This window comes from Kitasatospora sp. NPDC003701 (genome assembly GCF_053587085.1).
Genome location: NZ_JBSFNM010000030.1, coordinates 1 through 25,835 on the forward strand (window position 1 = coordinate 1; position 25,835 = coordinate 25,835).

16 protein-coding genes are annotated in these 25,835 nt (G+C 75.2%); 5 read left to right on the top strand and 11 right to left on the bottom strand.

Going from position 1 to position 25,835, the window contains the following annotated elements; all coding sequences use genetic code 11:
- From ACWDRR_RS25400 to ACWDRR_RS25410, 3 genes are all read left to right on the top strand, one after another.
- The coding region (locus ACWDRR_RS25400) for a phospholipase domain-containing protein (RefSeq protein ID WP_449774515.1) at positions 1–613 on the top strand (613 nt) is incomplete at its 5' end.
- Positions 614–648: 35 nt separating this feature from the next.
- Positions 649–1,122, top strand: a complete 474-nt coding sequence (locus tag ACWDRR_RS25405) for a VOC family protein (protein WP_449774516.1) — start codon at positions 649–651, stop codon at positions 1,120–1,122.
- Between the two features lie 4 nt (positions 1,123–1,126).
- Positions 1,127–1,576 carry an SRPBCC family protein gene (locus ACWDRR_RS25410; RefSeq protein WP_449774517.1) on the top strand — a complete coding sequence of 150 codons (450 nt, stop codon included), beginning with the start codon at positions 1,127–1,129 and terminating at the stop codon, positions 1,574–1,576.
- 17 nt (positions 1,577–1,593) lie between these two features.
- Here ACWDRR_RS25410 and ACWDRR_RS25415 read toward each other — a convergent pair whose 3' ends face one another.
- The 8 genes from ACWDRR_RS25415 to ACWDRR_RS25450 form a co-directional block, all read right to left on the bottom strand.
- The gene (locus ACWDRR_RS25415; protein WP_449774518.1) at positions 1,594–2,850 is read right to left on the bottom strand and encodes an aromatic acid exporter family protein; all 1,257 of its coding nucleotides are present in this window, start codon (positions 2,848–2,850) and stop codon (positions 1,594–1,596) included.
- A 94-nt stretch (positions 2,851–2,944) separates the two neighbouring features.
- Positions 2,945–3,688 carry a polyprenol monophosphomannose synthase gene (locus ACWDRR_RS25420; RefSeq protein WP_449774519.1) on the bottom strand — a complete coding sequence of 248 codons (744 nt, stop codon included), beginning with the start codon at positions 3,686–3,688 and terminating at the stop codon, positions 2,945–2,947.
- Positions 3,689–3,830: 142 nt separating this feature from the next.
- Positions 3,831–4,154 carry a hypothetical protein gene (locus ACWDRR_RS25425; RefSeq protein WP_449774520.1) on the bottom strand — a complete coding sequence of 108 codons (324 nt, stop codon included), beginning with the start codon at positions 4,152–4,154 and terminating at the stop codon, positions 3,831–3,833.
- Between the two features lie 85 nt (positions 4,155–4,239).
- Positions 4,240–4,509 (bottom strand): GlsB/YeaQ/YmgE family stress response membrane protein, encoded by a 270-nt coding sequence (locus tag ACWDRR_RS25430; RefSeq protein ID WP_449774521.1) that lies wholly within the window; start codon positions 4,507–4,509, stop codon positions 4,240–4,242.
- Positions 4,510–4,615: 106 nt separating this feature from the next.
- Positions 4,616–5,794 carry an ABC transporter ATP-binding protein gene (locus tag ACWDRR_RS25435; RefSeq protein ID WP_449774522.1) on the bottom strand — a complete coding sequence of 393 codons (1,179 nt, stop codon included), beginning with the start codon at positions 5,792–5,794 and terminating at the stop codon, positions 4,616–4,618.
- 70 nt (positions 5,795–5,864) lie between these two features.
- Positions 5,865–6,698, bottom strand: a complete 834-nt coding sequence (locus ACWDRR_RS25440; protein WP_449774523.1) for a carbohydrate ABC transporter permease — start codon at positions 6,696–6,698, stop codon at positions 5,865–5,867.
- The gene (locus ACWDRR_RS25445) at positions 6,695–7,618 is read right to left on the bottom strand and encodes a carbohydrate ABC transporter permease (RefSeq protein WP_449774524.1); all 924 of its coding nucleotides are present in this window, start codon (positions 7,616–7,618) and stop codon (positions 6,695–6,697) included. The genes ACWDRR_RS25440 and ACWDRR_RS25445 overlap by 4 nt, the downstream gene beginning before the upstream one ends.
- A complete protein-coding gene (locus ACWDRR_RS25450; protein ID WP_449774525.1) occupies positions 7,615–8,883 on the bottom strand; it encodes an ABC transporter substrate-binding protein in 1,269 nt (422 codons plus the stop codon). The genes ACWDRR_RS25445 and ACWDRR_RS25450 overlap by 4 nt, the downstream gene beginning before the upstream one ends.
- 87 nt (positions 8,884–8,970) lie before the next feature.
- Between ACWDRR_RS25450 and ACWDRR_RS25455 the strand changes: the two genes are divergently transcribed.
- Together ACWDRR_RS25455 and ACWDRR_RS25460 are read left to right on the top strand one after the other, a co-directional pair.
- On the top strand, positions 8,971–12,225 hold the full coding sequence (locus tag ACWDRR_RS25455) for an AMP-binding protein (protein WP_449774526.1): 3,255 nt from the start codon (positions 8,971–8,973) through the stop codon (positions 12,223–12,225).
- Between the two features lie 221 nt (positions 12,226–12,446).
- Complete coding sequence (locus ACWDRR_RS25460; RefSeq protein WP_449774527.1) at positions 12,447–13,160, top strand: DUF3152 domain-containing protein; 714 nt, start codon at positions 12,447–12,449, stop codon at positions 13,158–13,160.
- A gap of 166 nt (positions 13,161–13,326) precedes the next feature.
- Here ACWDRR_RS25460 and ACWDRR_RS25465 read toward each other — a convergent pair whose 3' ends face one another.
- The 3 genes from ACWDRR_RS25465 to ACWDRR_RS25475 form a co-directional block, all read right to left on the bottom strand.
- Entirely contained in the window at positions 13,327–16,551 is a 3,225-nt protein-coding gene (locus tag ACWDRR_RS25465) for an amino acid adenylation domain-containing protein (RefSeq protein ID WP_449774528.1), read from the bottom strand.
- Positions 16,548–22,214 (bottom strand): amino acid adenylation domain-containing protein, encoded by a 5,667-nt coding sequence (locus tag ACWDRR_RS25470; RefSeq protein ID WP_449774529.1) that lies wholly within the window; start codon positions 22,212–22,214, stop codon positions 16,548–16,550. Before ACWDRR_RS25470 ends, ACWDRR_RS25465 begins: the two co-directional genes overlap by 4 nt.
- A gap of 101 nt (positions 22,215–22,315) precedes the next feature.
- Positions 22,316–25,591, bottom strand: a complete 3,276-nt coding sequence (locus tag ACWDRR_RS25475; protein WP_449774530.1) for a non-ribosomal peptide synthetase — start codon at positions 25,589–25,591, stop codon at positions 22,316–22,318.
- Positions 25,592–25,835 lie beyond the last annotated feature (244 nt).

Genomic DNA, 25,835 nt, shown 5'->3' on the forward strand with positions numbered 1-25,835 from the left:
CGCCCTGCCCGCCACCGGCACCCAGTCGATGCCCGTCCAGGAACCCGGCGAGCGCCCCCACCGCCACCTGCCCTACCAGCCCTGGGCCGACATCGAGGTGGACCGGAAGACCGGCAAGGTCACCTGCACCCTGAGCAACGACGGCTCGGTCGCCTTCCCCTACACCGTCTACCCGAACATCGTCCTCCCGTTCGCGGGGACGCCCTACACGGTGGCGCCCGGTGCCACCGCCAGCTACGTCTGGGACGCCGCCGCGACCCACGGCCGCTACGACTTCACCGTCCACGGCCCCGACGGCTTCGTCCGCCGCTTCGCCGGCACCGTCGTCCGCGACGGCCAGGACGGCCAGAACGACATCGGCGTGCCGATCGTGACGGCCGACCTGAGCAACTCCTCCCGGCTCACCCTCCAGCTGGTCAACGACGGCATGACCGACATCGGCTTCACCGCGGTGCCCAACGACTTCGCGGGCACCGCGCAGACGGTCTGGGTCAAGCCCGGCAAGCAGGTCAACCTCGCCTGGCCGCTGGACAAGCAGGGCCGCTACGACGTCGTCGTGACGGCCGGCACCGGCCTGCGCTTCACCCAGCGGTACGCGGGCTGGGTGCACTGACCCGCCCGCCCGGGCCCGGCGGCTAGCGTCGGGCCATGCAGAAGATCACCACTTTCCTCTGGTTCGACACCCAGGCCGAAGAGGCCGCCCGCTTCTACACCTCGGTCTTCGCCAACTCCCGGATCACAGCCGTGACCCACTACGCCGAGGAGGGCCCCGGCGAGGCGGGCACGGTCATGACCGTCGCCTTCGAACTCGACGGCCAGGGCTTCGTCGCCCTCAACGGCGGCCCGATGTTCCCCTTCACCGAGGCGATCTCGCTCCAGGTCGACTGCGCCGACCAGCAGGAGGTCGACGAGCTCTGGGCGAAGCTCACCGCCGACGGCGGTGCGGGCGGTCCGTGCGGCTGGCTCAAGGACCGCTACGGCCTCTCCTGGCAGATCGTCCCCCGCGTCCTGATCGAGCTGATCGCCGACCCGGACCCGGCCAGGGTCGGCCGGGTCACCGCGGCGATGCTCCGGATGCAGAAGATCGAGATCCAGCCGCTGCTCGACGCAGCCCGGGGCTGACCCCATGACCGTCCCCGCGCTCCGCTACAGCCTCTACCTCCGTGCCACGCCCGAGCAGGTCTGGCACGCCCTCACCAGCGCCGACGAGTCCGCGGTCTACTGGGGCCACCGCAACGTCTCCACCTGGCTCCCGGGCGCGCCCTGGGAGCACCGGCGCACCGACGCCGCCGGCACCGCCGACGTGGTGGGCACGGTCGAGGCCGTCGACCGCCCGCACCGCCTCGTCACCACCTGGGCCGGCCCGGACGAACGGCGCCCCGCCGGTCCGTCCCGGGTCACCTTCGAGCTCGACGGCCACCGGGACCTCACCCGGCTTACCGTCACCCACGACGACCTCGCCGACGAGGCCGAGCTGGCCGACTCCACGGCCGGCTGGTCGGCGGTCCTCTCCAACCTGAAGACCTACCTGGAGACCGGCCGCCCGCTCCCGCAGGAACCCTGGTCGATGCCCTGACCCCCGGGCCCCGGCGCTCAGGCCCGCTGCCCGGCCGCCCGGCGCCGGCGCAGCCGGGCCGGGTTCAGCCGCTCGCCCCGGGCCAGCCGGCGCAGCCGGGCGAACCGGGAGAACCGCTCCCGGTTCGCCACCGAGGCCCGGTCCAGCTCCTCCATCAGGCGCCGGCTGCGGTGCTCCAGATCGAGTTCGTCGAGGATCCGGTCCACCTCGGCCAGCAGCGCTCCGTGCAGCTGCCAGGCCTCCGGGTGCTCCTGCACCCGGAGCAGCAGCAGCTGGGCGACGTTCTCCCGGCTGGCCCAGGCGGCCGCCAGCTCGGCGGTCAGCCGCCGTTCGGCCTCCTCGGCGTTGCGGCTCACCTGGGTGGTGACCAGCACCGCGAAGCTCACCAGCGCCCCGCCGAGGTGGCCCAGCAGCTCCTCCAGCGCGAGGGCCACCTCGGCCGGGAAGAGCCGTTCGCCCGGGGCCCGCCGCTTGGCCAGGTCGGTGAGCGAGCGGGCCAGCACCCGGATCACCACCACGCAGATCTCCAGCGTGTCCAGGCCGGTCCGCAGCACCAGCCGGGAGAGCAGCCCCTCGCTGATCCGGGGGTTGAGCCGCAGGCTGTCCTCGGCCTGGCGCAGTGCCCCGTCGACGTCCGCGATGGCCTGGTCGAGCCGGCGGGCCTCGTGCAGCCGCTCGGCCGCGCGTTCGACGGGAGTGGGCCGGCCGAGCTCCTCGGCGATGCCGAGCAGCAGGTGCCGGGCCCGCCGGGCGAGGTCCTCGATCGACTCGCCGGCCGTGTCCACCCAGACCGGCGCGGCGAACACCAGGTTGAACAGCAGTCCGACGGTGGCGCCGATCAGCGTCTCCAGCACCCGGTCCCAGGCCTGCGAGGTCACCTGGCTGACCCCCAGGATGAGCATGGCGCTGATCGCCACCTCCTGGACGAACTCGTCCACCCGGACGAACCGGCCGACGGTCAGCGAGGCCAGGATGATCAGGCCCAGGCTCCACCAGGAGAGCCCGACCACCGAGCTGAACCCGATCGCGATCAGCACCCCGACGACCACCGAGTTGACCCGGCGGATGCTGGTGGTCAGCGTCGAGTAGACGGTGACCTGGACGACCAGCAGCGCCGTCAGGGGCGCGGTCAGCGGGGCCGGCTCGCTGCTCAGCTGCGTCGCCACCGCGTAGGAGAGGGTGGCGGCCACCGTGGCCCGGACCGTCTGGACGACGAAGGGTTCTCGGGCACCGCGGCGCAGCCTGGTGGCGAAGGACTCCGGGAGAAGGGCCATGCCGCCCTTCTTTCCCCGCCGCGGCCGCTCACACCGCCGATCCGCCCGACCGGCACTCGAAAGAGCCGCTCGTCCGGCGCAGCGGAGGAAGCCGCTACGGCCGGCGGCGCTGCTCGCGCAGCAGCTTCCACGGTGCGAGCGCCGATTCGAGCTGCACCCCGAGGCTCATCTTGGAGGTGCCCTCGACCCGCTCCTCGAAGCGGATCGGCACCTCGCGGATCCGCAGCCCCCGCTGGATGACGCGGTAGTTCAGCTCGACCTGGAACGAGTACCCGTTGCTTTCCACCGAGGGCAGGTCGATCGCCCGCAGGGCCTCCGCCCGCCAGGCCTTGAACCCGGCGGTGGCGTCCCTCACCCCGAGGCCGAGGATGGTGTTGACGTAGAAGTTCGCCCAGGCCGACAGCGCCTTGCGGTGCCACGGCCACTCCTCGGCGGTCGAGCCGCCCGGCACGTAGCGCGAGCCGAGCACCACGGCGGTGGTGTCGTCGGCCAGCAGCGTCTCGACCATGAGCGGGAGCACCGAGGCCGGGTGTGACAGGTCGGCGTCCATCTGGACCACCACGTCGGCGCCCTCCTCCAGGGCCCGGGTCATGCCCGCGACGTAGGCCCGGCCGAGCCCGTCCTTCTCGGTGCGGTGCAGCACGCCGACCCGGCCGGGCGCCTCCGCGGCGAGCTTGTCCGCGACGTCGCCGGTGCCGTCCGGGGAGTTGTCGTCGACCACCAGCAGGCACAGACCGGGCAGCCGCAGGTCCGCGAGCAGCCCCGCGAGGACCGGCAGGTTCTCCCGCTCGTTGTACGTGGGTACGACCACAACGACCTTGGGGGAGGCCTCGACCATGTTCTGTCCCTCGCGCGATCCCCGGCCGGTACCGCGCCGCCGGCGCCCGCACCCGACCGGACAGGTGTCCACTTCGGTCGAGCGAGTCTAGCCGCGGTCGTACGTGCCCGGTCCCACCGCCCGCCGGCGGCCCTCGGGGGCGTCAGGGCGTGTCCTCCTCGAAGGGCTCGTCCGACCAGCGGAACGACGCGCGGTCGCCGTCGATGTGCAGCAGGAACTCCGCGACGGGACCGTCCGGGGCGATGAGCGTGAGCTCCCCGGCGATCCGGTCGTAGACGCGGTCGAAGCCGTCGTGGTCCTCGGCCTCCAGCAGCGCGCGCGACTCGGCGAACCACGGCGCGACCTCGGCGAAGCCGGCTGCCGGGACGAACCGTCCGCTCAGCCAGGGGAAGTCGCCGTCGTCGACCAGGATCTCGCCGATCGGCCCGCCCCGGTGCAGGAGCCGCCAGGTGCCGCCGAATGCCATCTGCCACCTCCGTCGGGGCCCGGCGCTCGGACCCCGACGGAAGTCTGCCCGACACCACCGACAACCGGGGTGTCCGGCGGCGGTCCTACCGGCTGGGGTGCGACCTGCTCCAGGCGGGGGCGACGAGGGCGACCAGGCCGACGGCGAAGGCGAGCTGGAGCACGTGGCGGATCCAGTCGATGCCCGAGGTGTGCCGGACGCCCACCCAGCCGGCCACCGCGTTGCCCAGCCAGGCCCCGGCGGCGCCGAGCAGCATCGTCAGCCACCAGGGGATCGCCTGCGGGCCGCGCAGGATCAGCTTGGCCAGGACGCCCAGCACGAAACCGATGAGCAGAATCCACAGGAGCTGGAACATCGCATTCCACCTTTCGAGGCGCGTTTCCCCATGATCGCCCGGATCGCCCGCTCCGGCACGTCGACGGCGGCCGCCGCCCGGCCGCCGCCCGCCCGGCAGCCGCCGCTCAGCTGTCGGCGTGGCTGAGGGCGGCCCCGGTGACCGGGTCGAAGACGTGCAGCCGGTCGGTGTCGATCCACAGCTCCAGCGGGCTGCCCTCGGCGGCCCGGGTGTCGGTGCCGATCCGGGCCACCACCTCGCGCCCGCCCGTGCCGGCGCCGGTGTCGCGCTGCTGCGCGGCCAGCTCCTCCAGCGCGCCCGGGACGGGTGTCTGGCCCGCCACCGTGAAGTGCACGAAGACGTCCGAGCCGACCGACTCCAGCACCTCGACGTCGACCGTGGCCGTCCGTCCGCCCGGCGGGTGCTCCAGCAGGGCCGCGTCCTCGAAGTGCTCGGGCCGCAGGCCGACCACGACCTCGCGCGGCGCGTCCGCGGCGGTCAGCCGCTGCCGGAGCCGGTCGCTCACCGGCAGGTCGGCCAGCGCGGTGCGCAGCACGCCCTGCTCCAGGGTGGCGTCCAGGAAGTTCATCCCCGGCGAGCCGATGAACCCGGCGACGAAGAGGTTCACCGGCTCGTCGTAGAGCTGCTGCGGGGCGCCGACCTGCTGGACGACGCCGCCGCGCAGCACCACCACCCGGTCGCCGAGCGTCATCGCCTCGACCTGGTCGTGCGTGACGTAGACGGTGGTGGTGCCGAGCCGGCGCTGGAGGCGGGAGATCTGGGTGCGCATCTGCACCCGGAGCTTGGCGTCGAGGTTGGAGAGCGGCTCGTCCATCAGGAAGGCCTTGGGGTCGCGGACGATCGCCCGGCCCATCGCGACCCGCTGGCGCTGGCCGCCGGAGAGGTTGGCGGGGCGGCGGTCCAGGTGCTCGGTGAGGTCGAGGATCCGGGCGGCCTCCTCGACCTTGGCGGTGATCACCGCCTTGTCGGTCTTCGCCAGGCGCAGGGCGAAGCCCATGTTCTCGCGCACGCTCATGTGCGGGTAGAGCGCGTAGCTCTGGAACACCATGGCGATGTCCCGGTCCTTGGGGGCCCGGTCGTTGACCACCTGGCCGCCGATCCGCAGGGTGCCCTCGGTGATGTCCTCCAGGCCCGCGATCATGTTGAGGGTGGTGGACTTCCCGCAGCCCGAGGGGCCGACCAGGATCACGAACTCGCCGTCCGCGACGGTCAGGTCGATGCCGTGGACGGCGACCGCGCCGTCCGGATAGCGCTTGGTGATCCCGTCGAGGACGATCTCGGCCATGCCCTGCCTGCCTTCCTTGGACGTGCTTCCTGGGCCTGCGTGCTGCGACCGTGCGTCGTGGAGCCCGGCGTCAGCCCTTGACGGCGCCGGCGGTGAGGCCGGCCACGATGCGGCGCTGGAACAGCAGCACGAACACCACGATCGGCACCGTGATCACCACGGCGGCCGCGGCGATCGAACCGGTCGGCTGCTGGAACTGCGAACTGCCGGTGAAGAACGCGATCGCGGCCGGGACGGTCCGCGCGGCGTTGGTGGAGGTCAGCGAGATGGCGAACAGGAAGTCGTTCCAGCAGAAGATGAAGACCAGGATCCCGGTGGTGAACACACCCGGCGCCGCCAGCGGCGCGATCACCAGCCGGAACGCCTGCGCGGGCGTCGCGCCGTCCACCTTCGCCGCCTTCTCCAGGTCCCACGGGATCTCCCGGAAGAACGCCGACAGGGTGTAGATGGCCAGCGGCAGGGAGAACGTCATGTACGGGATGATCAGGCCCGCCCAGGTGTCGAAGAGGCCGAGCACCCGCTCGATGTTGAACAGCGGCGAGACGAGCGAGATCGGCGGGAACATCGCGATCAGCAGCGACATCCCGATCAGCAGCCGCTTGCCCGGGAAGCGCAGCCGGGCCACCGCGTAGGCGGCCATGGTGCCGAGCACCACCGCGATGGTGGTGGCGATGACGGCGATGCCGATCGAGTTGATCAGGGCGCGGGTGAAGTCCGAGGTCTGGAAGATGCCGCGGTAGTTCTCCAGCGTCCACTTGCGCGGGACGAAGTCGCCGTCGTCGAGCGTGCTCGGGTCCTTGAAGGAGAGCGCCGCGATCCACCAGACCGGGAACAGCGCGTAGAGCACCACCAGCAGGTTGACGACTCCCCAGCCGGCCGCCGTGCGCGTCTGTCGGGCGGTCATCGGCCCTCCGTCCCGCCGCCGGGCGCCGAGGCGCCGAACACCTTGATGAAGACCAGCGCGATCACCGCCACGCAGAGGAAGATCAGCACCGAGATCGCCGAGCCGATGCCCAGGTTGAGTGCGGTGAAGAGGTTGTCGTAGCCGAGGATCGACACCGAGCCGGTGTCGTTGGAGCCGCCGGTCAGCACGTAGATGTTGTCGAAGACCCGGAACGCGTCGAGGGTCCGGAAGAGCAGGGCGACCAGCACGGCCGGCTTCATCAGCGGCAGGATCACCAGCCGCAGCCGCTGGCCGAAGGTCGCGCCGTCCACCATCGCGGCCCGTACGGTCTCACCGGGGACGAGGGCCAGGCCGGCCAGCAGCAGGAGCGCCATGAAGGGCGTGGTCTTCCACACCTCGGCCAGGATGATCAGCCCGATCGCCTGCCAGTGGTCGGTGAGCGGGGCGCTGCCCTCGGGCAGCAGCGCGGCGAGGTAGCCGGTGCCGGGCGTCCAGGCGTACTGCCAGGAGTAGGCGGCGACCACGGTGACGATCCCGTACGGCACCAGGACGGCGGTGCGCACCGCGCCCCGGCCGAACACCGCCCGGTGCATCACCAGCGCCAGGGCGAGCCCGAGCACCAGCTCGATGGCCACCGAGACGGCGGTGATCAGCACCGTCACCCAGAGCGCCTGCCACCAGAACGGGGAGGTGAGCACGGCGGCGTAGTTGCCGAACCAGACGAACTTCGCCTGCTGGGGGAAGCGCAGGTCGTAGCGCTGGAGGGAGAGGTAGACGGCGTAGCCGACCGGATAGGCCGTCACGGCGGTCATCACCAGCACGGCCGGGGCGCAGAGCAGCCAGCCGAGCCGGCGCTCCTGCCGCGAGCCCTCGGACAGGGCCTTCGGCGCTGCCCCGAGGACGGTGGGCGGCCTGGTCACGGGATCAGCCCCTTCGAGCCGAGCGCGTCCCGGAGCTGGCCGCTCAGCGCGGAGACGGTGCTCTCCGGCTGGACGGCCGACGGCGGGGAGAGCGCGTGCGAGATCGCGATCGAGACGTTCTGGTAGGCGGGCGTCTGCGGCCGGACGGAGGCGGAGTCCAGCGCCGCCAGCACATCGGCGGCGAACGGGTAGCTGTCGGTGAGTTCGGCGGCGGTGTAGAGGCTGCGCAGCGAGGGCGGCAGGCCGCCCTTGAGCGCGTTGGTCAGCTGGTTGTCGCGGTTGCGCAGGCAGAGGGTGGCCTCCTGGGCCAGGTCGGGGTGCCGGCTGTAGGCACCGACCGCGAGGTCGATCCCGCCGATGGTCACGCTCGCCGGGCGGTCCGGGAGGACGGCGGGGTAGGGCGCCCAGCGGAAGTGCGGGAACAGCTCGGGCCGGTCGGCCTTCATGGAGGGGTAGACGAAGGGGTAGTTGAGTTCGAAGGCGGCCGTGCCGGACTCCATCGCCAGCCGGTTCTGGTCCTCCATCTGGTTGGAGAGCGAGGGGTCGGCGGCGGGGGAGTGGGCGAGGTCCCGGATGACGCCGGCGGCGGTGACGGCGGGCGGGCCGAGCGAGGGCGCGGTGGCGTCGGGGGTGAGCACCGAGCCGCCGGCGCTGGTCACCAGGGTGTTGAACCAGACCGTCAGGCCCTCGTACTGGGCGCCCTGGACCTCGACGAAGTGCGGCTTGCCGGCCTTGGCCAGCTCACCGGCCGCGGCGAGCATCTCGGCCCAGGTGCGCGGCGGGGTGGGCACCAGGTCGTCGCGGTACCAGAGCAGTTGGGTGTTGGAGTTGTAGGGGACGGCGTACAGCCGGTCCTTCCAGGTGGCGGTCTTCAGCGCGGCGGCCAGGGTGTCGGCGCCGGCCTGCTCCTTCAGCGCGCCGGTCCACTCGCGGATCCAGCCGGCCTCGGCGAACTCGGGCGCCCAGGTGACGTCCAGGCCCATGATGTCCACGCCGGCGTCGTGCGCGGCGAGCCGGCGGACCAGCTGCTGGCGCTGGCCGTCGGCGGTGCGCGGCAGCTTGTTGTAGCGGATCGAGTAGCGGCCGCCGGAGGCCCGGCCGCAGGAGTCGGCGGCCTGCTGGAGGGCGCCGGAGTCGTCGGGGAAGTTGTACCAGTCGAGGGTGACCGGTCCGCTCCCGCCGTCGGCGCCGCCGCCGCAGGCGGCGAGGGCCAGGGTCAGCAGCTGGGCCAGGACGAGTGCGGCCCGGTGGCGTGGTCTCGGCACGGCTCTCCCTCCGGTGGCGGCCTGGGGGTGGTCACGCTAGGGCGCGCGGTGGCGCGTCGCACGGCAGCTGACGGTGCGACACACCCGATGCCCGCCGAGTGGCCCAGCGGCGGGGGCGGCGCCGGCCCGGCGACGGGACGACGGCCGGACGGCTCTGGCGGGCTGGGCCGCACAGCCGCTACGGTCTGGACCAGTCACCCGTCCGGCCGATCGGCCGTCCCCCTGTCCTGGCCCTTTCCGGGAGTCGTCATCAACACCCGATCCACCGTCAGTGCCCCGCTCACGCTGCCCGATCTGCTGGACGACCGGGCGGCCCGGCACCCCGACCGGACCGCCCTGATCGTCCCGGGCGGCGCTCCGCTCGACTACCGCCGGTGGCGCGAGCGCGCCGTCCGCGCTGCCCACGGACTCGCCCGCGCCGGGGTCCGCCCCGGGGACCGGGTGCTGCTGCTCTTCCCCAACCGCGCGTGGGACGAGTACGCGGTGGCCTTCCTCGCCGTGCACTACGCGGGCGCGGCCGGGGTGGTGGTCCGCGAGGACCTCGGCCGGGAGGACACCACGCGGCTCGCGTCGGCGAGCGAGGTACGGCTGGCGCTGGCCAGTAAGGCGGACGACCCCCGGGGAGCCGGGGCCGGCGTGCCCTGCCTGCGGCTCGCCGCGCTGGAGGCGGTGACCGACACCCCCGCCGAGCCGCCGCACCGGCCCCGCCCCGAGGACCTCGCCCAGGTGATCGGCACCTCCGGCACCACCGGGGCGCCCAAGGGCGTGCGGGCCGCGCACGCCAGCCTCACCGCCGGCCAGCGGCTCGACCCGCGGCCGCGCCCGTACGCCCACTCGGCGCACGCCGTGCACGCCTTCCCGATCGGCACCAACGCGGCGCAGGTCGTCCTGGTCAACGCGCTGGTCGCCGCGCCCGCGACGATCTGTCTGCCGCGCTTCGACGCCGAGGAGTTCGGCCGGACCGTCGAGGAACACCGGGTGGGCACCGTCTTCCTGGTGCCGTCGATGGCCGTGGAGCTGCTGAACTCCGGTGTGGCCGGCCGCCGGGACCTCGGCAGCGTGCTGCTGGTCAGCTCCTCGGCGGCGGCGCTGCCCGCCCCGGTCGCGACGGCGCTCACCGCCGCGCTCCCCACCGCGACCGTCGTCAACACCTACACCTCCGCGGAGTCCTCGCCGGCCCAGATATCGGCCGTCGTGGACGCCCGCCGCCCGGGCTCGGTCGGCCGTCCGGCCAACCCGGCCGACCTGCGGCTGCTCGGCGCCGACGGCCGCCCGGTGGAGCCCGGCGCCGTCGGCGAGGTCTGGCTGCGCCAGCCCGGCCCGCCGCGCGGCTACGTGGCCGGGGGCGTCGAGTCGGCCGCGGTCTTCCGCGACGGCTGGGTGCGGATGGGCGACCTCGGCCGGCTCGACGCCGACGGCTACCTCTACCTGGTGGACCGGGAGAGCGACCTCATCAAGTCCGGTGCGCTGAAGGTCTCCACCCTGCGGATCGAGGACGTCCTGCACGCCCACCCGCAGGTCGCGGACGCGGCGGCGCTGGGCGTCCCGCACCCCGTGATGGGCGCCGTGCCGGTCGCCGCCGTGGTGCCCGCCGCCGACGGCCTGGACCTCGACGAGCTGCGGCTCTTCCTGAGCGCCCGGCTCGGGCGCGGCGAACTGCCCGTCCGGATCCTGGTCACCGACCGGCTGCCGCGCAACCCCAGCGGAAAGGTCCTCAAGCACGAACTGCGGGCCCGGTTCGCCGAAGCGGCCGACCGCCCGGCCGCCCCCGGCACCCCGCCGGCCACCGACCGCGAGGTCGCGCTGGCCGGACTCTGGCGGCGGGTGCTGGGCCGCCCGGTCCGGGCGGTGGAGGACGAGTTCTTCGCCCTCGGCGGGGACTCCTTCCGCGCCGTCCAGCTGGCCGCCGCGATCTCCGCCGAGTTCGGCGTCACGGCGAGCACCGCCCTGGTCTTCGAACGGCCCTCGCTGCGGGCCCAGGCCGCCTGGCTCAAGGAGGCGCCGCCCACGGCGGAGGCGGCCGGCCCGGCGGCCGACGAGGAGGTCTCGGCCTTCCTCCGGGAGCTGCGCGCCCAGCCGCACGACGTCCCGCTCACCTCCCAGCAGGAGAACTTCCTGCGCTGGACGGCCGAGGCCGAGGGCCGCAACGTCGGCTCGGTGGCGGTGATGTTCCGGGTCACCGAGCCGCTGCGCACCGACCTGCTGGCCGAGGCGCTGCGCGAGGTGGCGCGCCGTCACCCGGCCCTGCGGACGAGGTTCGTCCCGGTGCCGGACGCCGGGCAGCCGGGGATCCATCGCGCCGTGCTCGACGAGGAGCCGAACGTGGAGACCGTGCTCGCCGAGGCCCGGGGCGAGAGCGACGACGAGGTCTCCGCCCGGCTGGTCGCCGTCCGGGACCTGGTGACCGATGTCGCCGAGGGGCCGATGACCCGCCTCGCCGTGGTCACCCGGGGCCCCGAGGACCACGCCGTGCTGCTCGCGGTGCACCACATGGTCGCCGACGGCTGGTCGGTCGGGGTGCTGCTGCGCGACCTGGGCGTGGTCTACTCGGCGCTGCGGCGCGGCCGGTCGGCGCCCGAGCCCCGGCCCGGGCGGGCCTACCGCGAGCTCGTCACCTGGTCGAACTCCCACTGGCCGGCCTCCCGCGCCCACTTCGCCCGCACCCTGGCGGGCGCACCGCAGGCGGTGGAGCCCTTCCCGGGGCGGCGGGACACCGAGGTCGTGCTGAGCGCGGCCCACCGGCTGGCCGTCCCGGCGGAGCGGGCGGAGGCCCTGCGGGCCCGGGCGGGCGAGGCGGGCGCGACCCCCTTCCAGGCGCTCGCGGCGGTCTGGCTGGGCCTGTTGGCGGACCGCAGCGGCCAGTCCGACCTGGTGCTGATGACCCCGGTGCCGGGCCGGACCGAGCCGGAGGCGGAGCGGGCCGTCGGCTGCTTCGTCCAGTCGCTGCTGCTGCGGATCGACGCCGCGGGTGCGCCCGGGTTCGCCGAGCTGCTCGCCCGGGTCAGGGCCGCCTCGACGGCCGCGCTGGACCACCAGCTCTACCCGTTCGCCGAGTTCAGCCCCCGGGTGCCGTTCGCCGCCTGGCTGCGCTACGAGAGCTGGAGCGCCCCGGCCCAACTGCCGGGGCTGGCCTGCACCGCCTGGGAGGTGCCGCGCAGTGCGACCGTCCCGTACCCGATGCCGGGCGGCGACCGGCACGTGCCGGAGCTGGCGGCGGTCGAGCAGCCGGACGGCGGGCTGGTCTGCTGGCTGCGCTACAACGAGCACGCCTTCGCTCCGGAGACCGTCGCGGAGCTGGCCGGGGCGCTGGAAACCCGTCTGGCGGAGGCCGCCGGAGTCTGAGGTCGGGGGGTGCCGGGGGCCCGGCTCCGGCACCCCCCGGGACGGTCGGCTGAACCGGTGGTCCGTCGGGGTCCGTTCTTTCCTGCACAATCGTGCATACGTTCGTCCCTTGTACAGGAGTGCCGCACCACCATGTCGACCCAGGCCCCGGACCGTCTCCGTCCAGTCAGCGCCGCCCTTCCGAGACTCCGGGTGCCACGGCCCGCGCCGCGGTGCGGCCGGTGAGGGCCCTGGCCGCCCTCCGGCGGCGGAAGGCCTGGACGGGTGCGCTCGCGGTGGTGGTGACCGGCGCCCTGACGGCCGGTCTGCTGTGGTGGCACCCGTGGAGCCCGGCCGCCCCCGCCCGGCAGAAGCCGTTGGCGGAGGCGTTCACCACGGCCCCCGGCGGGTCCGCCCGCTTCGGCACCGGCGAGCAGCTCCTCCGCTACAAGGTGCGCGCCGAGAAGGGGCTCAAGGAGAGCCCCGACCGGTTCGCCGCCGAGGTCGACGCCGTCCTCGGCGACGTCCGGCGCGGCTGGGCCGCGGACGGCACCCGGTCCTTCCAACGCGTGCCCGCCGACCCGGTGGACTTCACCGTCTACCTGGCGACCCCGGAGACCACCGACCGGATATGCGGCCAGTACGGGCTGGACACCGGTGGCTGGGTCAACTGCGGCGTGGGCCACCAGGTCGTCATCAACGTCAAGCGCTGGACCGAGCTGACGGAGTTCTACACCGGCCGGCCCGAGCTCTACCACGCCCTCGCCGTCAACCACGAGGTCGGCCACGTCCTCGGCCTCGGCCACGTCGACTGCCCCGGCCCGGGCGAGCCGGCACCGGTGATGATGCAGCAGATCAAGGGCCTGCACGGCTGCGTGCCCAACGGCTGGCCCTACTCCGAGACCGGTACCCTCCTCACCGGCCCCGCCGTCGCGGCCGCCACCCCGGCCCCGTAGCGGAGTCCCAGGACGAGGACGGCCGCCACCCGGACGACCTCGACGTCCCGTGGGACGAGGGCGACGCCGGGCAGCGTGGCGCGCATCGCGCCTCCCGAGGCCGGTGGAGGTTCCGGCCCCCGGGAGGATCCCCGGGGGCCGGAGAGGCGCGGCAGGTGGCGGTGGATCAGCCGTTGAGGCGGTCGGCGGCCTCCTCCTCGGTCAGGGCCTCGATCTCGGCGACCAGCAGGTCCTCGATGCGGGCGGCCAGGGCGGCTGCCGTGGAGAGTTCGAAGGCGTCGCGGATCGGGACCTCCAGGCCGACGCCGGCGCGGATGCGGGCGACGACGCGGGTGACCAGGAGGGAGTCTCCGCCGAGCGCGAAGAAGTCGTCGAGGGCGCCGACGCGGGGCAGGCCCAGGACCTCCTGCCAGAGCTCGGTGACGAGCTGTTCGGCGTCGGTGCGCGGGGGCAGGTACTCGGCCGTGGTGGTCGGGTCCGGGGCGGGGAGGGCGGCGGTGTCGAGCTTGCCGTTGAGGGTCAGCGGCAGCCGGTCGAGCAGGACGACGGTGTCCGGGACGAGGTAGCCGGGCAGGCTCCGGACCAGGTGTTCGCGCAGTGCCGCCGGCGGGGGTTCGGCGCCGGGGGCGGGGACGGCGTAGGCGACCAGGCGCCGGCCGGCCAGGACGACGGCCGCCGACCGGGCCACCTCGGGGTGGCCGGTCAGGGCGGCCTCGATCTCGGCCGGTTCGATGCGGTAGCCGCGCAGCTTGATCTGCTCGTCGGTGCGGCCGAGGTACTCCAGTTGCCCGTCGGTGCGCCAGCGGGCCCGGTCGCCGGTGCGGTACATCCGGGCGCCGGGGCCGGCGAACGGGTCGGGACGGAAGGCGGCGTCGGTGAGGTCGGGGCGGCCCAGGTAGCCGCGGGCCAGGCCGACGCCGCCGATGTGCAGTTCGCCCTCGGAGCCGCGGGGGAGGAGCGCGCCGCGCTCGTCGAGCACGTACAGCCGCACCCCGGGCAGCGGGCGGCCGAGCGGCGGGTGCCGGACGGCGTCGGGGGCCTTGAGATCGGCGGCGGTGACGATCACGGTGGCCTCGGTCGGGCCGTAGGTGTTGACCAGCCGGACGGCGTCGCCGTGCTGCTCGCGCCAGCGGGCGACGCCGTCCGGGCGGGCCTCGGAGCCGCCGAGGACCACCAGCCGCAGGGCGGCCGGCCACAGGCTCCGGTCGTCGAGCGAGACCAGTTCCTCCCAGTACGCGGTCGGCAGGTCGAGCACGGTGACGGACGGCCCCTGCGGGCCGCGCAGCAGCTCGGGCAGGGTGCGGCCGCCGCCGGGCAGCAGGACGACGCAGGCGCCGGCGGCGAGGGCAGGCCACAGCTCCTCGGCGTGGGTGTCGAAGCCGATCGAGGCGAACTGGACGATCCGGTCACCGGGGGCGAGCCGGTAGCCGGCCGGCCCGGCCATCCAGTCGACCCGGGCGGCGAGGGCCGTGTGGTCGACGGCCACCGCCTTGGGGGTGCCGGTGGAGCCGGAGGTGTAGAGGACGTAGGCGAGGCCGGCACGGTCGGCGGGGTCGTCGCCGGGGGAGGGGGCGGCGGCCGGGACGATCCGCGGTCCCTCGCCGCCGTCGCTGCCGTCGCCGCCCTCGTCGGTCAGCAGCAGGACGGCGCCCGACTCGCGGAGCATCAGCTGCCGCCGCTCCTCGGGGTGGGCCGGGTCGATCGGGAGGTAGCCGGCCCCGGCCTTCCAGATCGCGAGCAGCGCGACCACCAGGTCGAAGGAGGGCGCCAGCCGGACCGCGACCAGCCGTCCGGCGACGGGGCCGAGCCGGTCGGCCAACTCTTCGGCCCGCCGGTCGAGTTCGGCGTAGGAGAGGGTGCGGCCGGCGCACTCCAGGGCGGGGGCGCCGGGGGCGGCGGCGACCCGCTCGGCGAAGCGTGCCGGCACCGGGTGCAGCGGGCCGGGCACCGGCCCGGCGCCGAGCGCGAGCAGTTCGGCCCGCTCGTCCGGCCCGATCAGCCAGTCCCCGTGCAGCGGCAGCGCCGCGTCCTCGACGACGGCGGCGAGCAGCGCCCGGCAGCGTGCGCCGAGCGCGGCCACCGTCGCGTCCTCGAAGACCTCCCGGTCGAAGGTGAAGGAGAGCGTCAGCCCGCCGTCCGCCGTCCGCCAACTGTCCAGCAGCAGGTCGGTCTTGGCCCGCTCGAAGCCGGAGTCCATCGAGGCGGTGCGCACCCCGGCCGGCAGGGCGGCGCCGCCGTCGCCGGCCAGGTCGTACTGGCTCTGGTGGACGAACACCGCCTGGTAGAGCGGCGCCGCGCCCGCCTCGGCGGGCAGGCCCAGGTGGGCGGCGAGCCGCTCCACCGGCACCTCCTGATGGCTCAGCGCACCCAGGGTGGCCGTCCGGACCCGGTGCAGCACCGTCCGGAAGTCCGGGTCCCCGGTGAGGTCGGCGCGGATCACCCCGGTACGGGCGAAGTAGCCGACCAGTGCCTCCTGGGCGGCCTCGGTCCGGCCCGCCAGCGGGGTGCCCACCAGGAAGTCCCGGGTGCCGGTCCAGCGGGCCAGTACGCACTGGTAGGCGGCCAGCAGCACCATGAACGGGGTGCAGCGTTCGCGCCGGGCCAGGGCGTCCAGGGCCGTGGTGAGCCCGGGGCCCAGCTCGACCGAGGCGAACCCGGCGGGGTGCAGCGGGTCGCCCGGCCGCGGGTGGTCCAGCGGCAGCCGCAGCCGGCCGGTGCCGGCCAGCTTCTCGGCCCAGTAGCGGAACGCCGCCTCGGCGCCGCCGGCCGCCGCACGCTCCTGCTCGGCCCGGGCGACGTCGCCGTACCGGAGCGCGAGCGGCGCCAGGCCGGCCGGGGCCTCGCCGGTCTCCTCCCGGTACAGGGCCAGCAGTTCGCGCCAGAGGATCCCGAACGACCAGCCGTCCGAGACGATGTGGTGCACCACCACGGCCAGTGCGTGCTCGTCCGGCCCGGAGGAGATCAGGACGGCCCGCAGCGGTGGGCGCGCGGCGAGGTCGAACGGCGCGTTGACCGCCGGGCGGCAGGCCTCGGTGAAGTCGCGCTCGCCCGCGCCGGGCGCCAGCTCGACCACGGCGAGCGGGACGGGCGCGGGCGGCCCGACCAGCTGGACGGGCGCCTCGCCGGCCAGTGCGAAGCGGGTGCGCAGGGTCTCGTGGCGGGCCGTCAGCCGGTCGAGCGCCCCGCGCAGCGCGTCCCGGTCGAGCGGGCCGCTCCAGCGGCGGCAGAGGTACATGTTGAAGCCGGCGTCGGCGGGGTTGAGCTGCTGGAGGAACCAGAGGCGCCGCTGCTCCTCGGTGAGCGGGTGGGCGGCCTCGGCGGTCCCGGCGGTCCTGGAAGTCCCGGTGGTCCCGGCGGTCCCGCTGGGGTCGGTGGGGTCGGTGGTGGTCATCGGGCGGCGGCCTCGGTTCCGGTACGGTGCGCGGCCGGGGTGGCGGCGGGCGCGGTGGTGGTGGGTGCGCCGGTGCCGGGTGCGGCGGGCGCGGCCGGGGTGGTCGCGGGCGCGGCGGGGGTGGCGGCGCGGTCCGTCAGGGCGGCGAGGCCGACCAGGTCGTCGGGCTCGGCGTCGGGGACGTCGCGGTCGAAGTGGCGCAGCGCGGGGACGGCCAGGCAGGCCAGCACCAGCAGGGCCATGGCCAGGCCGAACAGCAGGTAGAGCAGGCCGATGCCGCGCCCCTCGCCGGTGCCGATCAGCCGGCCGACGGTGCCGGCGAGCGCGCCGTCCTGGTCGACCAGCGGCTGGACCAGGCGCGGGCCGAGCGGCGCCACCACGGCGAAGCCGACCGGCAGGGTGGACCAGGCGACCATGGTGTTCACCGCGATCACCCGGCCGTGGAAGCGCAGCGGGACCTTGGTCTGCACGATCGTCGCGTAGACGCCGTTGACCAGGGCCAGCCCGTAGGCCATGCCGAAGGCGCCGAGCGCGACCGGGACCACCGAGGGCCGCAGACCGGTCACCAGGCAGGCGGCGGCCAGGCCGAGGGTGGCGAACAGGACGCCGCGCAGCCGCAGCCGCCGGGGCCCGCCCCAGACGAGCAGGGTCAGACCGCCCAGCACGGCGCCGAGGCCGGCCGCGACGGCGACCCACCCGGCCGCCGCGAGCGGGGCGAAGGAGAGCACCAGCGGGGTGGTGAGCAGGAACAGCGGCGAGAGGAAGATGTTGAGGACGGCGAAGAACAGCAGCATCGCGCGGAAGTGCCGGCTGCCGAGCGCGCGCCGGAACCCGGCCCGGATCTCGGCGGCGACGCTCTCCCGCCGCTGGGCGGCCATCACGTCCGGGAAGCGCACGGCCAGCGTGACCCCGGTGGCGACCACGTAGCTGGCGACGTCGAGGGCGAGGATGCCGCCGAGGCCGAGCGCGGAGAGCAGACCGACCGCGAACAGCGGCACCAGGAACTGGGCCAGTCCGAAGGCCATCTGGACGACGCCGTTGGCCCGGCCGAGGAAACGTTTCGGTACGAGCTGCGGGACGGCCGAGTTCCAGGCCAGCCGCTGGAAGGTGAGCGCTGTCGAGAGCACCGCGATCAGGACGTACGCGTGCCAGACCTCCAGGCCGTCGACGAGGTACAGCAGCAGCATCACCGCCTGGGTCAGGCCGGCCGCCACGTCGCCGTACAGCATGATCAGGCGCCGGTCGCCGCGGTCCACCACGGCGCCGGCGATCGGGGCGGCGAGGATGCCGGGCACCAGGCCGCAGGCGGCCAGCAGGCCGAACTGGGCGAGCGAGCCGGTCGTCAGGTAGATCCAGACCGGCAGGGCGAACTCGGTGAGCGCCGAGCCGATCATGGAGATCTGCTGCCCGGCGGCGACCCCGAGGAAGCGCCGCATGGTCGGCCGCGCCGCCGCGGTGGTGTCCGAGGTGCCGGCGGCGTCGGCGGGCTGCTCCGAAGCGTCCCGGGAGAGGCCCGCCAGCCACCAGGTGGCGCCCTCGGCCCGCTGGTGCCGCTCCTCCCGCCCGGCCGCCACCGAGCGGTGCACGGTGGTCAGGATCTCGGCGAGTTCGGCGGCCCGGTACTTGAGGTAGAAGTGGCCGGCCTCGTCGAGCACCACCACGCCGGTGGTGTCGCTGAGCCGGTGCCACTCGCGGTAGCGCTCCTGGTAGAACTCCGTGGCCGGGTCCCGGTCGCCGCAGACCGCGATCACCGGTGCGGCGATCCGGCCGTCCGCGCTCTCGAAGAGCCGGGTGAAGTACTGCTCGGCCTCCTTGGTGCCGGTCCGGCGGTTCTTGACCATCAGGCGCAGCTGCTCGGTGCCGACCTCGTCGGTGTCCAGACCGGCCGCCGCCAGCGCGTTGACCATGCCCTGGTCGCTGCGCAGCCGGTCGGCGATCCGCGCCCACCGCTCGCCGACGGCGGCGCCGCGTCCGCCCGGCCGGGCGAACGGGAAGATTCCGCCGAGGTGGACGGCCTCGATCTCGCGCCCGGCCGCCTCGACCCGGCGGGCGACCTCCACGGCCAGCCGGACCCCGACGCCGCAGTGGCCGTAGAGGACGATCCGGCCCTCGACGGTGTCGACGATCTCCTGCGCGCAGAGGGCGGCCACCTCGTCGATGTCCATCGCCTCCTCGCCCAGCTCGTGGCCGGGGACGGCGAGCGAGTGCAGCGCCCAGTCGGCGGGCAGTGCGTCGGCGAGCGGCTTGTAGATGAGCGCGCTGCCGCCGCCGTAGGGGGTGCAGACGATGCTGGCGGTGGTCCGGCGGCCGGCCGGGGTGAGCCGGTGCAGCAGCCGGCGGGGGCCCCGGTCGGCGTCCGGGTCGCTGAGCAGGGCGGCGAGCCGCCGCACGGTGGGGTACTTGAAGAGGTCCATCACCCCGACCGGGGTGGGGAGTTCGGGGAAGGCCCGGCGCAGGCGGGCGACCACCCGGGTGGCGAGCAGCGAGTGGCCGCCGAGTTCGAAGAAGTCGTCCAGGGCGCCGACCCGGGGGACGGCCAGCAGTTCGGTCCAGAGTTCGGCGAGGAACTGCTCGGCCTCGCCCTGCGGTTCGACGTACTCGCCGGTGGCGGCGGGCTCGTCGGGCTCGGGCAGCGAGCGGCGGTCGACCTTGCCGTGGGCCAGCAGGGGCAGCCGGTCCAGCACCACGAAGCGGGCCGGCACCATGTAGTCGGGCAGGACCTCGGCGAGGGTGTCGCGCAGTTCGGCGGGGGCCGGAGCGGGACCGCCCCCCGGGTGTTCGAGGTAGCCGACCAGGGCCTGCCGCAGCCCCTCGCCACGGGCCAGGACGACGGCCTGGGTGATGCCGGGCAGGGCGGTGAGGGCGGCCTCGATCTCGCCGGGCTCGACCCGGTAGCCGCGCACCTTGATCTGGTCGTCGCCGCGGCCCAGGTAGTCGAGGGTGCCGTCGGGCCGCCAGCGGGCGAGGTCGCCGGTGCGGTAGAGGCGGTCGCCGGGTGCGCCGAAGGGGTCGTCGACGAAGCGCTCGGCGGTGAGGTCCGGGCGGCCCAGGTAGCCGCGGGCGAGCCGGTCGCCGCCCAGGTACAGCTCGCCGGTGACGCCCGGCGGTACGGGCTGCAGCGCCTCGTCGAGGACGTGGCAGCGGGCGCCGGCCAGCGGGGTGCCGATCGGTGTGCTCCCCGGGCCGGCCGCACCGGCGGTGACCTCGTGCACGGTGACGCCCACGGTCGCCTCGGTGGGGCCGTAGTGGTTGAACACGGCGCAGCGGCCGAGGGCGGCCAGCTCGGCGGCCCACGGCCAGGCCGAGGCCTCGCCGCCGAGCACCAGCGCCCGGCGCGGCAGCAGCCGCTCCAGGGGGGCGTCGGCACTGAGCGCGGCCAGGTGGGAGGGCGTCATCTTGAGGTAGTCGAGCCCCAACGCCTCGATCTGCTCGGCGAGTTCGGCGCCGGCGATCCGGCGCGGGAGGAGGTGGACCCGGCCTCCGGTGCTGAGCGCGAGGTAGAGCATCGTGATGCTGAAGTCGAAGGACAGCGACTGCAACAGCCCGTACGCGGCGCCCGGTTCGATCCGCAGCCGCTCGCGCACCCCGGCCAGGTAGTTGAGGACCTGCCGGTGCTGGACGGCCACGCCCTTGGGTGCGCCGGTCGAGCCCGAGGTGTAGATCACGTACGCCAGGTGGTCCGGGCCGGAGGTCTCGTCGAGCGGCTCCGGGTCGGGTGCGAGGGGGTCGGGTGCGAGGCGGTCGGGCGCGAGGGGGTCCGCATCGCCCGGGGCCGGGCCGTCGATCAGCAGCTCGGTGCCGGTGTACCCGGGGAAGCGCTCCCGCAGCGCCGTGTCGGTGATCAGGACCCGGACCTCGGCGTCGGCCACCAGCCGGGCGAGCCTGGCCGGCGGCTGCTCCGGGTCCAGCGGCAGGTAGGCGCCGCCCGACTTCAGCACGCCGACCAGGGCCGTCGCCAGCTCGGGCGACTGCTCCAGGCAGACCGCGACCCGGTCGTCGGGCCGCACGCCGAGCGCCCGCAGCCGGCGGGCGAGGCCGGTGGCCCGCTGGTCCAGCTCCCGGTACCCGACCGTGCGGTCCGCGAGGACCACGGCCGGGCGCTCCGGGTGGGCCCGCGCGGTGGCGGCGAGCAGTGCCGTCAGGGTGCCCGGCGCCGCGGCGGCGTCCGGCAGCGGCGGCCCGGCGGCCCAGACCTCCAGGACGTCCCGCCGTTCGGCGGGGGTGAGCAGCGGCAGCCGGGAGACCCGGCGCGCCGGATCGGCCACCGCCGCGGTCACCAGCAGTTCGAACCGCTCGACCAGCCGCCGGACGGTCGCGGCGTCGAACAGGTCGGTGCGGTAGGTGAGCAGCCCGTACAGGCCGCCGTCGGACTTCTCCCGCATGTAGAGCGCGAGGTCGGTGCGGGTGGTGGCGGCCTCGTGGCCGAAGCCCTCCCCGGTGAGCCCGCCGCCACCGGTGCCGGTGCCCGCTCCGCGGTCGCCGTAGTTCTGGAAGGCGAAGCTGACCTGGAAGACGGCCGACCGGCTGACGTCGCGCTCGATCTCCAGGTCGGCCACCATCTGCTCGAAGGGCACCTCCTGGTGGGTGTACGCGTCGAGGGTGGTCTCGCGGACCCGGCCGAGCAGTTCGGTGAAGGTCGGATCGCCTTCCAGCCGGGCCCGGATCGGCAGCATGTTGACGAACAGGCCGACGACGTCCTCCAGTTCGCGGTGGAGCCGGCCCGCGACCGCCGAGCCGACGGCGAAGTCCCGCAGACCGGCGTGCCGGCCGAGCAGGGTCTGCAGCGCGGCCATCAGCACCATGTACGCGGAGGCGTTCGAGGACCGGGCCAACGCCTTGACGCCGCTGCCGAGTTCCGCGTCCCAGTGGAACTCCAGCGCGGCGCCGTCGAAGGTCAGCACCGGCGGCCGCGGCCGGTCGGTGGGCAGTTCGAGGGCGGGGACGTCCCGCAGCTCGGTCCGCCAGTACGCGCGGGAGGCGGCCAGCGCGTCGCCGGCCAGGCGCTCGCGCTGCCAGTGCGCGTAGTCGCCGAACCGGACGGCGGGGGCGGCCAGGCCGTCCGGGGTGCCGTCGGCGTGCCGGGCGTAGAGCGCGTCCAGCTCGCGGTTGAGGATGTCCAGGGACCAGCCGTCGCTGACGATGTGGTGCATGACCAGCGCGAGCACGTGCTCCTCGGGCCCGGTGCGGACCAGCAGGGCGCGCAGCAGCGGCCCGGTGGCCAGGTCGAACGGTTCGGCCACCAGGGCGCCGAGCTCGCGGGCGGCGCGCCCGGCCGGGTCCGGGTCGGCGGCGGCGTCGACGAACCGGGCCGCGCACGGCGCGGGTTCGGCGACGCCGACCTCGGCGGTGCCCTCGGGGGTGCTCGGGAAGGTCATCCGCAGCGCCTCGTGCCGCGCGACCAGGTCGGTCAGGGCGGCGTCCAGCGCGGCGCGGTCGAGCGGCCCGCGCAGCCGGCGGGCCGGCGCCAGGGTGAAGGCGGTGGAGCGCGGGGCGAACTGGTCCATGAACCAGAGCCGTTCCTGGCCGCTGGAGAGCGGCGGGGCGGTGCCGGGCGGTCGGGCGGGCACGGTTCTGGCGGGGGCCGGGGCCGTGCGCAGCCGCTGGGCGAGCAGGGCGCGCTTGGTCGCGGACAGCCCGGCTGCGGGGTCCTGGATGTCGGTCATAGGTGGTCCATTTCGGCGCACGTCGGAGGTGGCGGTGCCCTCGGGGCGGCATCCGCCGCGGGGTGGGCGGGCGGCGCGGTGCAGCGCGCCGCCCGGGCGGGTCAGCGCAGGTCGCGGACGGCGGCGGCGATGCCGAGCGGGGTGGGGGTCGCGAAGAAGACGTCGAAGTCGAGCTCGACGCCGAGCAGGTCGCGGATCCTGGCGGTGATCTGAATGATCGTCAGGGAGTGCCCACCGAGCTCGAAGAGGTCGTCCTCGGGGCCCAGCCCGGGCAGTTGGAGCACCTCGGCCCAGACCCCGAGCACGGCGGTGAGCACCTCGTCGGGCTCCCGGTGCCCGGCCGCGTCCTCGGCCGCGTCGCCGACCGGGTCGTTGACCGGGCGCGGCGGGACGGGCAGCGCCCGGCGGTCCAGTTTGCCGTTCGGGGTCAGGGGCAGCCGGTCGAGCACCGCGAAGCGCTGGGGTATCGCGGCGGCCGGCAGCACCCGCTGGAGGAGGGCGCGCAGTTCGGCGGCGTCCGGCGCGGCGGCGCCGGGTGCGGGGACGAGGTAGCCGGCCACGAACGGCTCCCCGTCGCCCTCCTGGCGGACCGCGGCGGCCGCCTCGGCGACCTCCGGGTGCGCCAGCAGCGCCGACTCGATCTCGCCGAGCTCGATCCGGTGGCCGCGGATCTTGACCTGGTCGTCGAGCCTGCCGAGGAACTCCAGTTCGCCGTCGGCGGTCCAGGCCGCGAGGTCGCCGGTGCGGTAGAGGCGGTCGCCGGGTGCGCCGAAGGGGTCGTCGACGAAGCGTTCGGCGGTCAGCTCGGGGCGGCCCAGGTAGCCCTCGGCGACCCCGTCGCCGCCGAGGTACAGCTCGCCCGGCACGCCGATCGGGAGCGGCCGGCGCCGCCGGTCCAGTACGTGGGCACGGGTGTTGGCGATCGGCCGGCCGATCCGCACGGCCTCCGGCACGGCCGGGACCTCGGCGCAGGTCGACCAGATCGTGGTCTCGGTCGGCCCGTAGACGTTGAACAGGCGGTCGGTGCCCGCCCGCAGCTCGCGGGCCAGCGGCAGCGGCAGGGCCTCCCCGCCGACCAGGGCGGTCAGCCCGGGCGGCAGCGGGCCGGCGCCGAGCAGGACCCGCCAGCCCGAGGGGGTGGCCTGGACGTGGGTGACGCCCTCGCGTTCGACCAGGGCGCGCAGGCCCGGGCCGTCCACGGCGAGGCCGTCCGGGGCCAGGACCAGGCGTCCGCCGGTGACCAGGGGCAGCAGCAGTTCGAGTGCGGAGATGTCGAACGACAGGGAAGTGAGGCCGAGCCAGACGTCCCGGGGGCCGGAGTCGAGCCGGTCGGCGAAGCCCGTGAGCAGGTTGACCAGTGCGCGGTGGCCGATCTCGACGCCCTTGGGGCGGCCGGTGGAGCCGGAGGTGTAGAGCACGTAGGCGAGCCGGCCCGGCGCGGCACCGGCCTTTGTCGTGCCGGCTGTTGCCGCGCTGGCTGTTGCCGCGCCGGTCGTTGCCGCGCCTGCCGTTGCCGCGCCTGCTGTTGCCGCGCCGGCCGTCGTCGTGCCGGCCACGGAGGTGTCGCCCACCGCTTCGGCGAGCCGCAGCAGCGCCGGGGCCGCGGCCGCCACCTCCGGGGCCGGCTCGCGGTCGGCCAGCAGCAGCGCGGCGCCGGAGTCCGCCAGGACGAGGGCGAGCCGCTCGGCCGGGTACCCGGGGTCGAGCGGCAGGTAGCCGGCGCCGACGGCGTGCACGGCGAGCAGCGCGGCCGGCAGCTCGGCGGTGCGGCTCAGGTGCAGGCCGACGAGGTCGCCCCGGCCGACGCCGGCCGTGGTCAGCGCGCCGGCCAGCCGGTCGGCGCGCCGAAGGAGTTCCCGGTACGTCAGGCGCTCCGGGCCGGCCACCACGGCGAGGGCCTCCGGCGCGGCTCCGGCGCGCTCGCGGACCAGGTCGAGCACCGTCCGGTCGGCGGGGTAGGCGTGGGCGGTGGCGTTCCAGCCGGTCGTGACGAGGCGTTCCTCCGCCTCGTCGAGCAGCGGCAGGTCGGCCAGCGCCGTGCCCGGGTCGGCCGTCGCGGCGGCGAGCAGGGTGGTGAGGTGGCCGGCGATCCGCCGGGCGCCGGGCGTCGCGAGGACGGCCGGGTCGTACTGGAGGGAGAAGGCGACGGCCTCGGTGTCCTCGACCGCCTGGAGGTGCAGCGTGTTGCGGGAGGCGTGCGGGAACACCGTCCAGTCGACCCGGGTGGCGGTGCCCGGGAAGAGCGGGTCGGCGGTGGTCCGGCGGCGGTAGCCGAAGGAAACCGGTGCCAGGCCGGTGCGCGGGGTGAGCCCGGGTACGGCCGCGCCGAACGGGACGGCCCGGTGGGCCGCACCCAGCCGGACCTCGGCCCGGACGGCCCGCGCGTACTCCGCGAACGGGCTCTCCCCGTCGGCGCCGGCCGGGGCGTGCACCGGCAGCTCGTTGACGAAGAGGCCGACCTCGTCGCGCTGCTCCGGGCGGCGGGTGGAGAACGGGACGGCGACCGGCACGGCCTCGCCGCCGTAGCGGTGCAGCAGGCCGTGCAGGGCGGCGAGCAGGAACTCGAAGACGGTGACCCCGCAGTCGCGCGCGGCGTCCACCAGGGCGGTCCGGCCGGGGCCGTCGAGCCGCCAGGTGACGGCCTCGCCCCGGCCGGCGTCGGTGGTGGACCGGGGGCCGTGGGGCAGCACCGGGTCGGTGGCCGCGGCCCAGCGGGGGCCGTGGAACTCGGCCGCCCGGCGGACGAGGTCGGGGTCGGCCGGCCGGTCGTCGCCGATTTCGGGGGAGCCGACCGCGGCGGAGCCGAGTGCGGCGGACCCGGTGACGGGTGATTCGCCCGCGAGCGCGGCGGCGTAGGCGGCGGCGAGGTCGGCGGCCAGCACGTCCTTGGAGTGGCCGTCGAACACCGCGTGGTGGGCCACCACCAGCAGCTCGGCCGCCTCGTCGGGCCGCCGGTACAGGGTGAACCGGGCGAGCGGTCCGGCCGCGAGGTCGAACGGGAGGGCGACCTCCTCGGCCAGCCGCTTGGCCAGCGCCTCGCCGGTGTCGGTCGTCGCGTCGACGACGGTGAGGGCGGGCGGCCGCCCGGCCGGGACCTGGTGGACGACGCCGTCCCGCTCGACCAGGGCCGCCGAGAGCGCGGGGTGGCGGGCGGCGACGGTGGCGACGGCGCGGGCCAGGGCCTCGGTGTCGATCCGGTCGAACGCGAACCGCAGGGCGAGGTGGAAGGCCTCGGGGACGGTGGTCCGCCTGCTGGTCAGCCAGATCCCGTGCTGGGCGGGGGAGGCGGGGCGCCCGGTGCGGGCCGGGGCGTTCGCCGCTCTCGCGGGCTCCTCCGGGGTGGAGGACGGGCCGGGCACGGCGGGGGAGTGGGACATGGCGGGCTCGATTCGGGAGACGGAGACGGAGCTGCGGGGCACCCGTCCGAGCGGCTTCGCCACGACGAGGCGGCCCGGCGGACGGCGCGGCTGCCGTATGGGGCCGGCCCGCCCCACGGGCCGGTCGGCAGGCCGCTGGAGCTAGGCCGACCCGACTCCCAGGTTCCCCCCTGATGCGTCAGGCGGTCCGATCCTCTCCCCCGTGGAAAGATCATTGGCCTGGACCTGCCGAGAGATTTCCACA

Coding starts and splice junctions, on each gene's coding strand:
- ACWDRR_RS25425 (WP_449774520.1), bottom strand. CDS start 4,154: ATGGCATTCGGCGGCACCTGGCGGCTCCTGCACCGGGGCGGGCCGATC.
- ACWDRR_RS25440 (WP_449774523.1), bottom strand. CDS start 6,698: ATGACCGCCCGACAGACGCGCACGGCGGCCGGCTGGGGAGTCGTCAAC.
- ACWDRR_RS25410 (WP_449774517.1), top strand. CDS start 1,127: ATGACCGTCCCCGCGCTCCGCTACAGCCTCTACCTCCGTGCCACGCCC.
- ACWDRR_RS25455 (WP_449774526.1), top strand. CDS start 8,971: ATGCCCGCCGAGTGGCCCAGCGGCGGGGGCGGCGCCGGCCCGGCGACG.
- ACWDRR_RS25405 (WP_449774516.1), top strand. CDS start 649: ATGCAGAAGATCACCACTTTCCTCTGGTTCGACACCCAGGCCGAAGAG.
- ACWDRR_RS25435 (WP_449774522.1), bottom strand. CDS start 5,794: ATGGCCGAGATCGTCCTCGACGGGATCACCAAGCGCTATCCGGACGGC.
- ACWDRR_RS25470 (WP_449774529.1), bottom strand. CDS start 22,214: ATGACCGACATCCAGGACCCCGCAGCCGGGCTGTCCGCGACCAAGCGC.
- ACWDRR_RS25430 (WP_449774521.1), bottom strand. CDS start 4,509: ATGTTCCAGCTCCTGTGGATTCTGCTCATCGGTTTCGTGCTGGGCGTC.
- ACWDRR_RS25475 (WP_449774530.1), bottom strand. CDS start 25,591: ATGTCCCACTCCCCCGCCGTGCCCGGCCCGTCCTCCACCCCGGAGGAG.
- ACWDRR_RS25415 (WP_449774518.1), bottom strand. CDS start 2,850: ATGGCCCTTCTCCCGGAGTCCTTCGCCACCAGGCTGCGCCGCGGTGCC.
- ACWDRR_RS25420 (WP_449774519.1), bottom strand. CDS start 3,688: ATGGTCGAGGCCTCCCCCAAGGTCGTTGTGGTCGTACCCACGTACAAC.
- ACWDRR_RS25465 (WP_449774528.1), bottom strand. CDS start 16,551: ATGACCACCACCGACCCCACCGACCCCAGCGGGACCGCCGGGACCACC.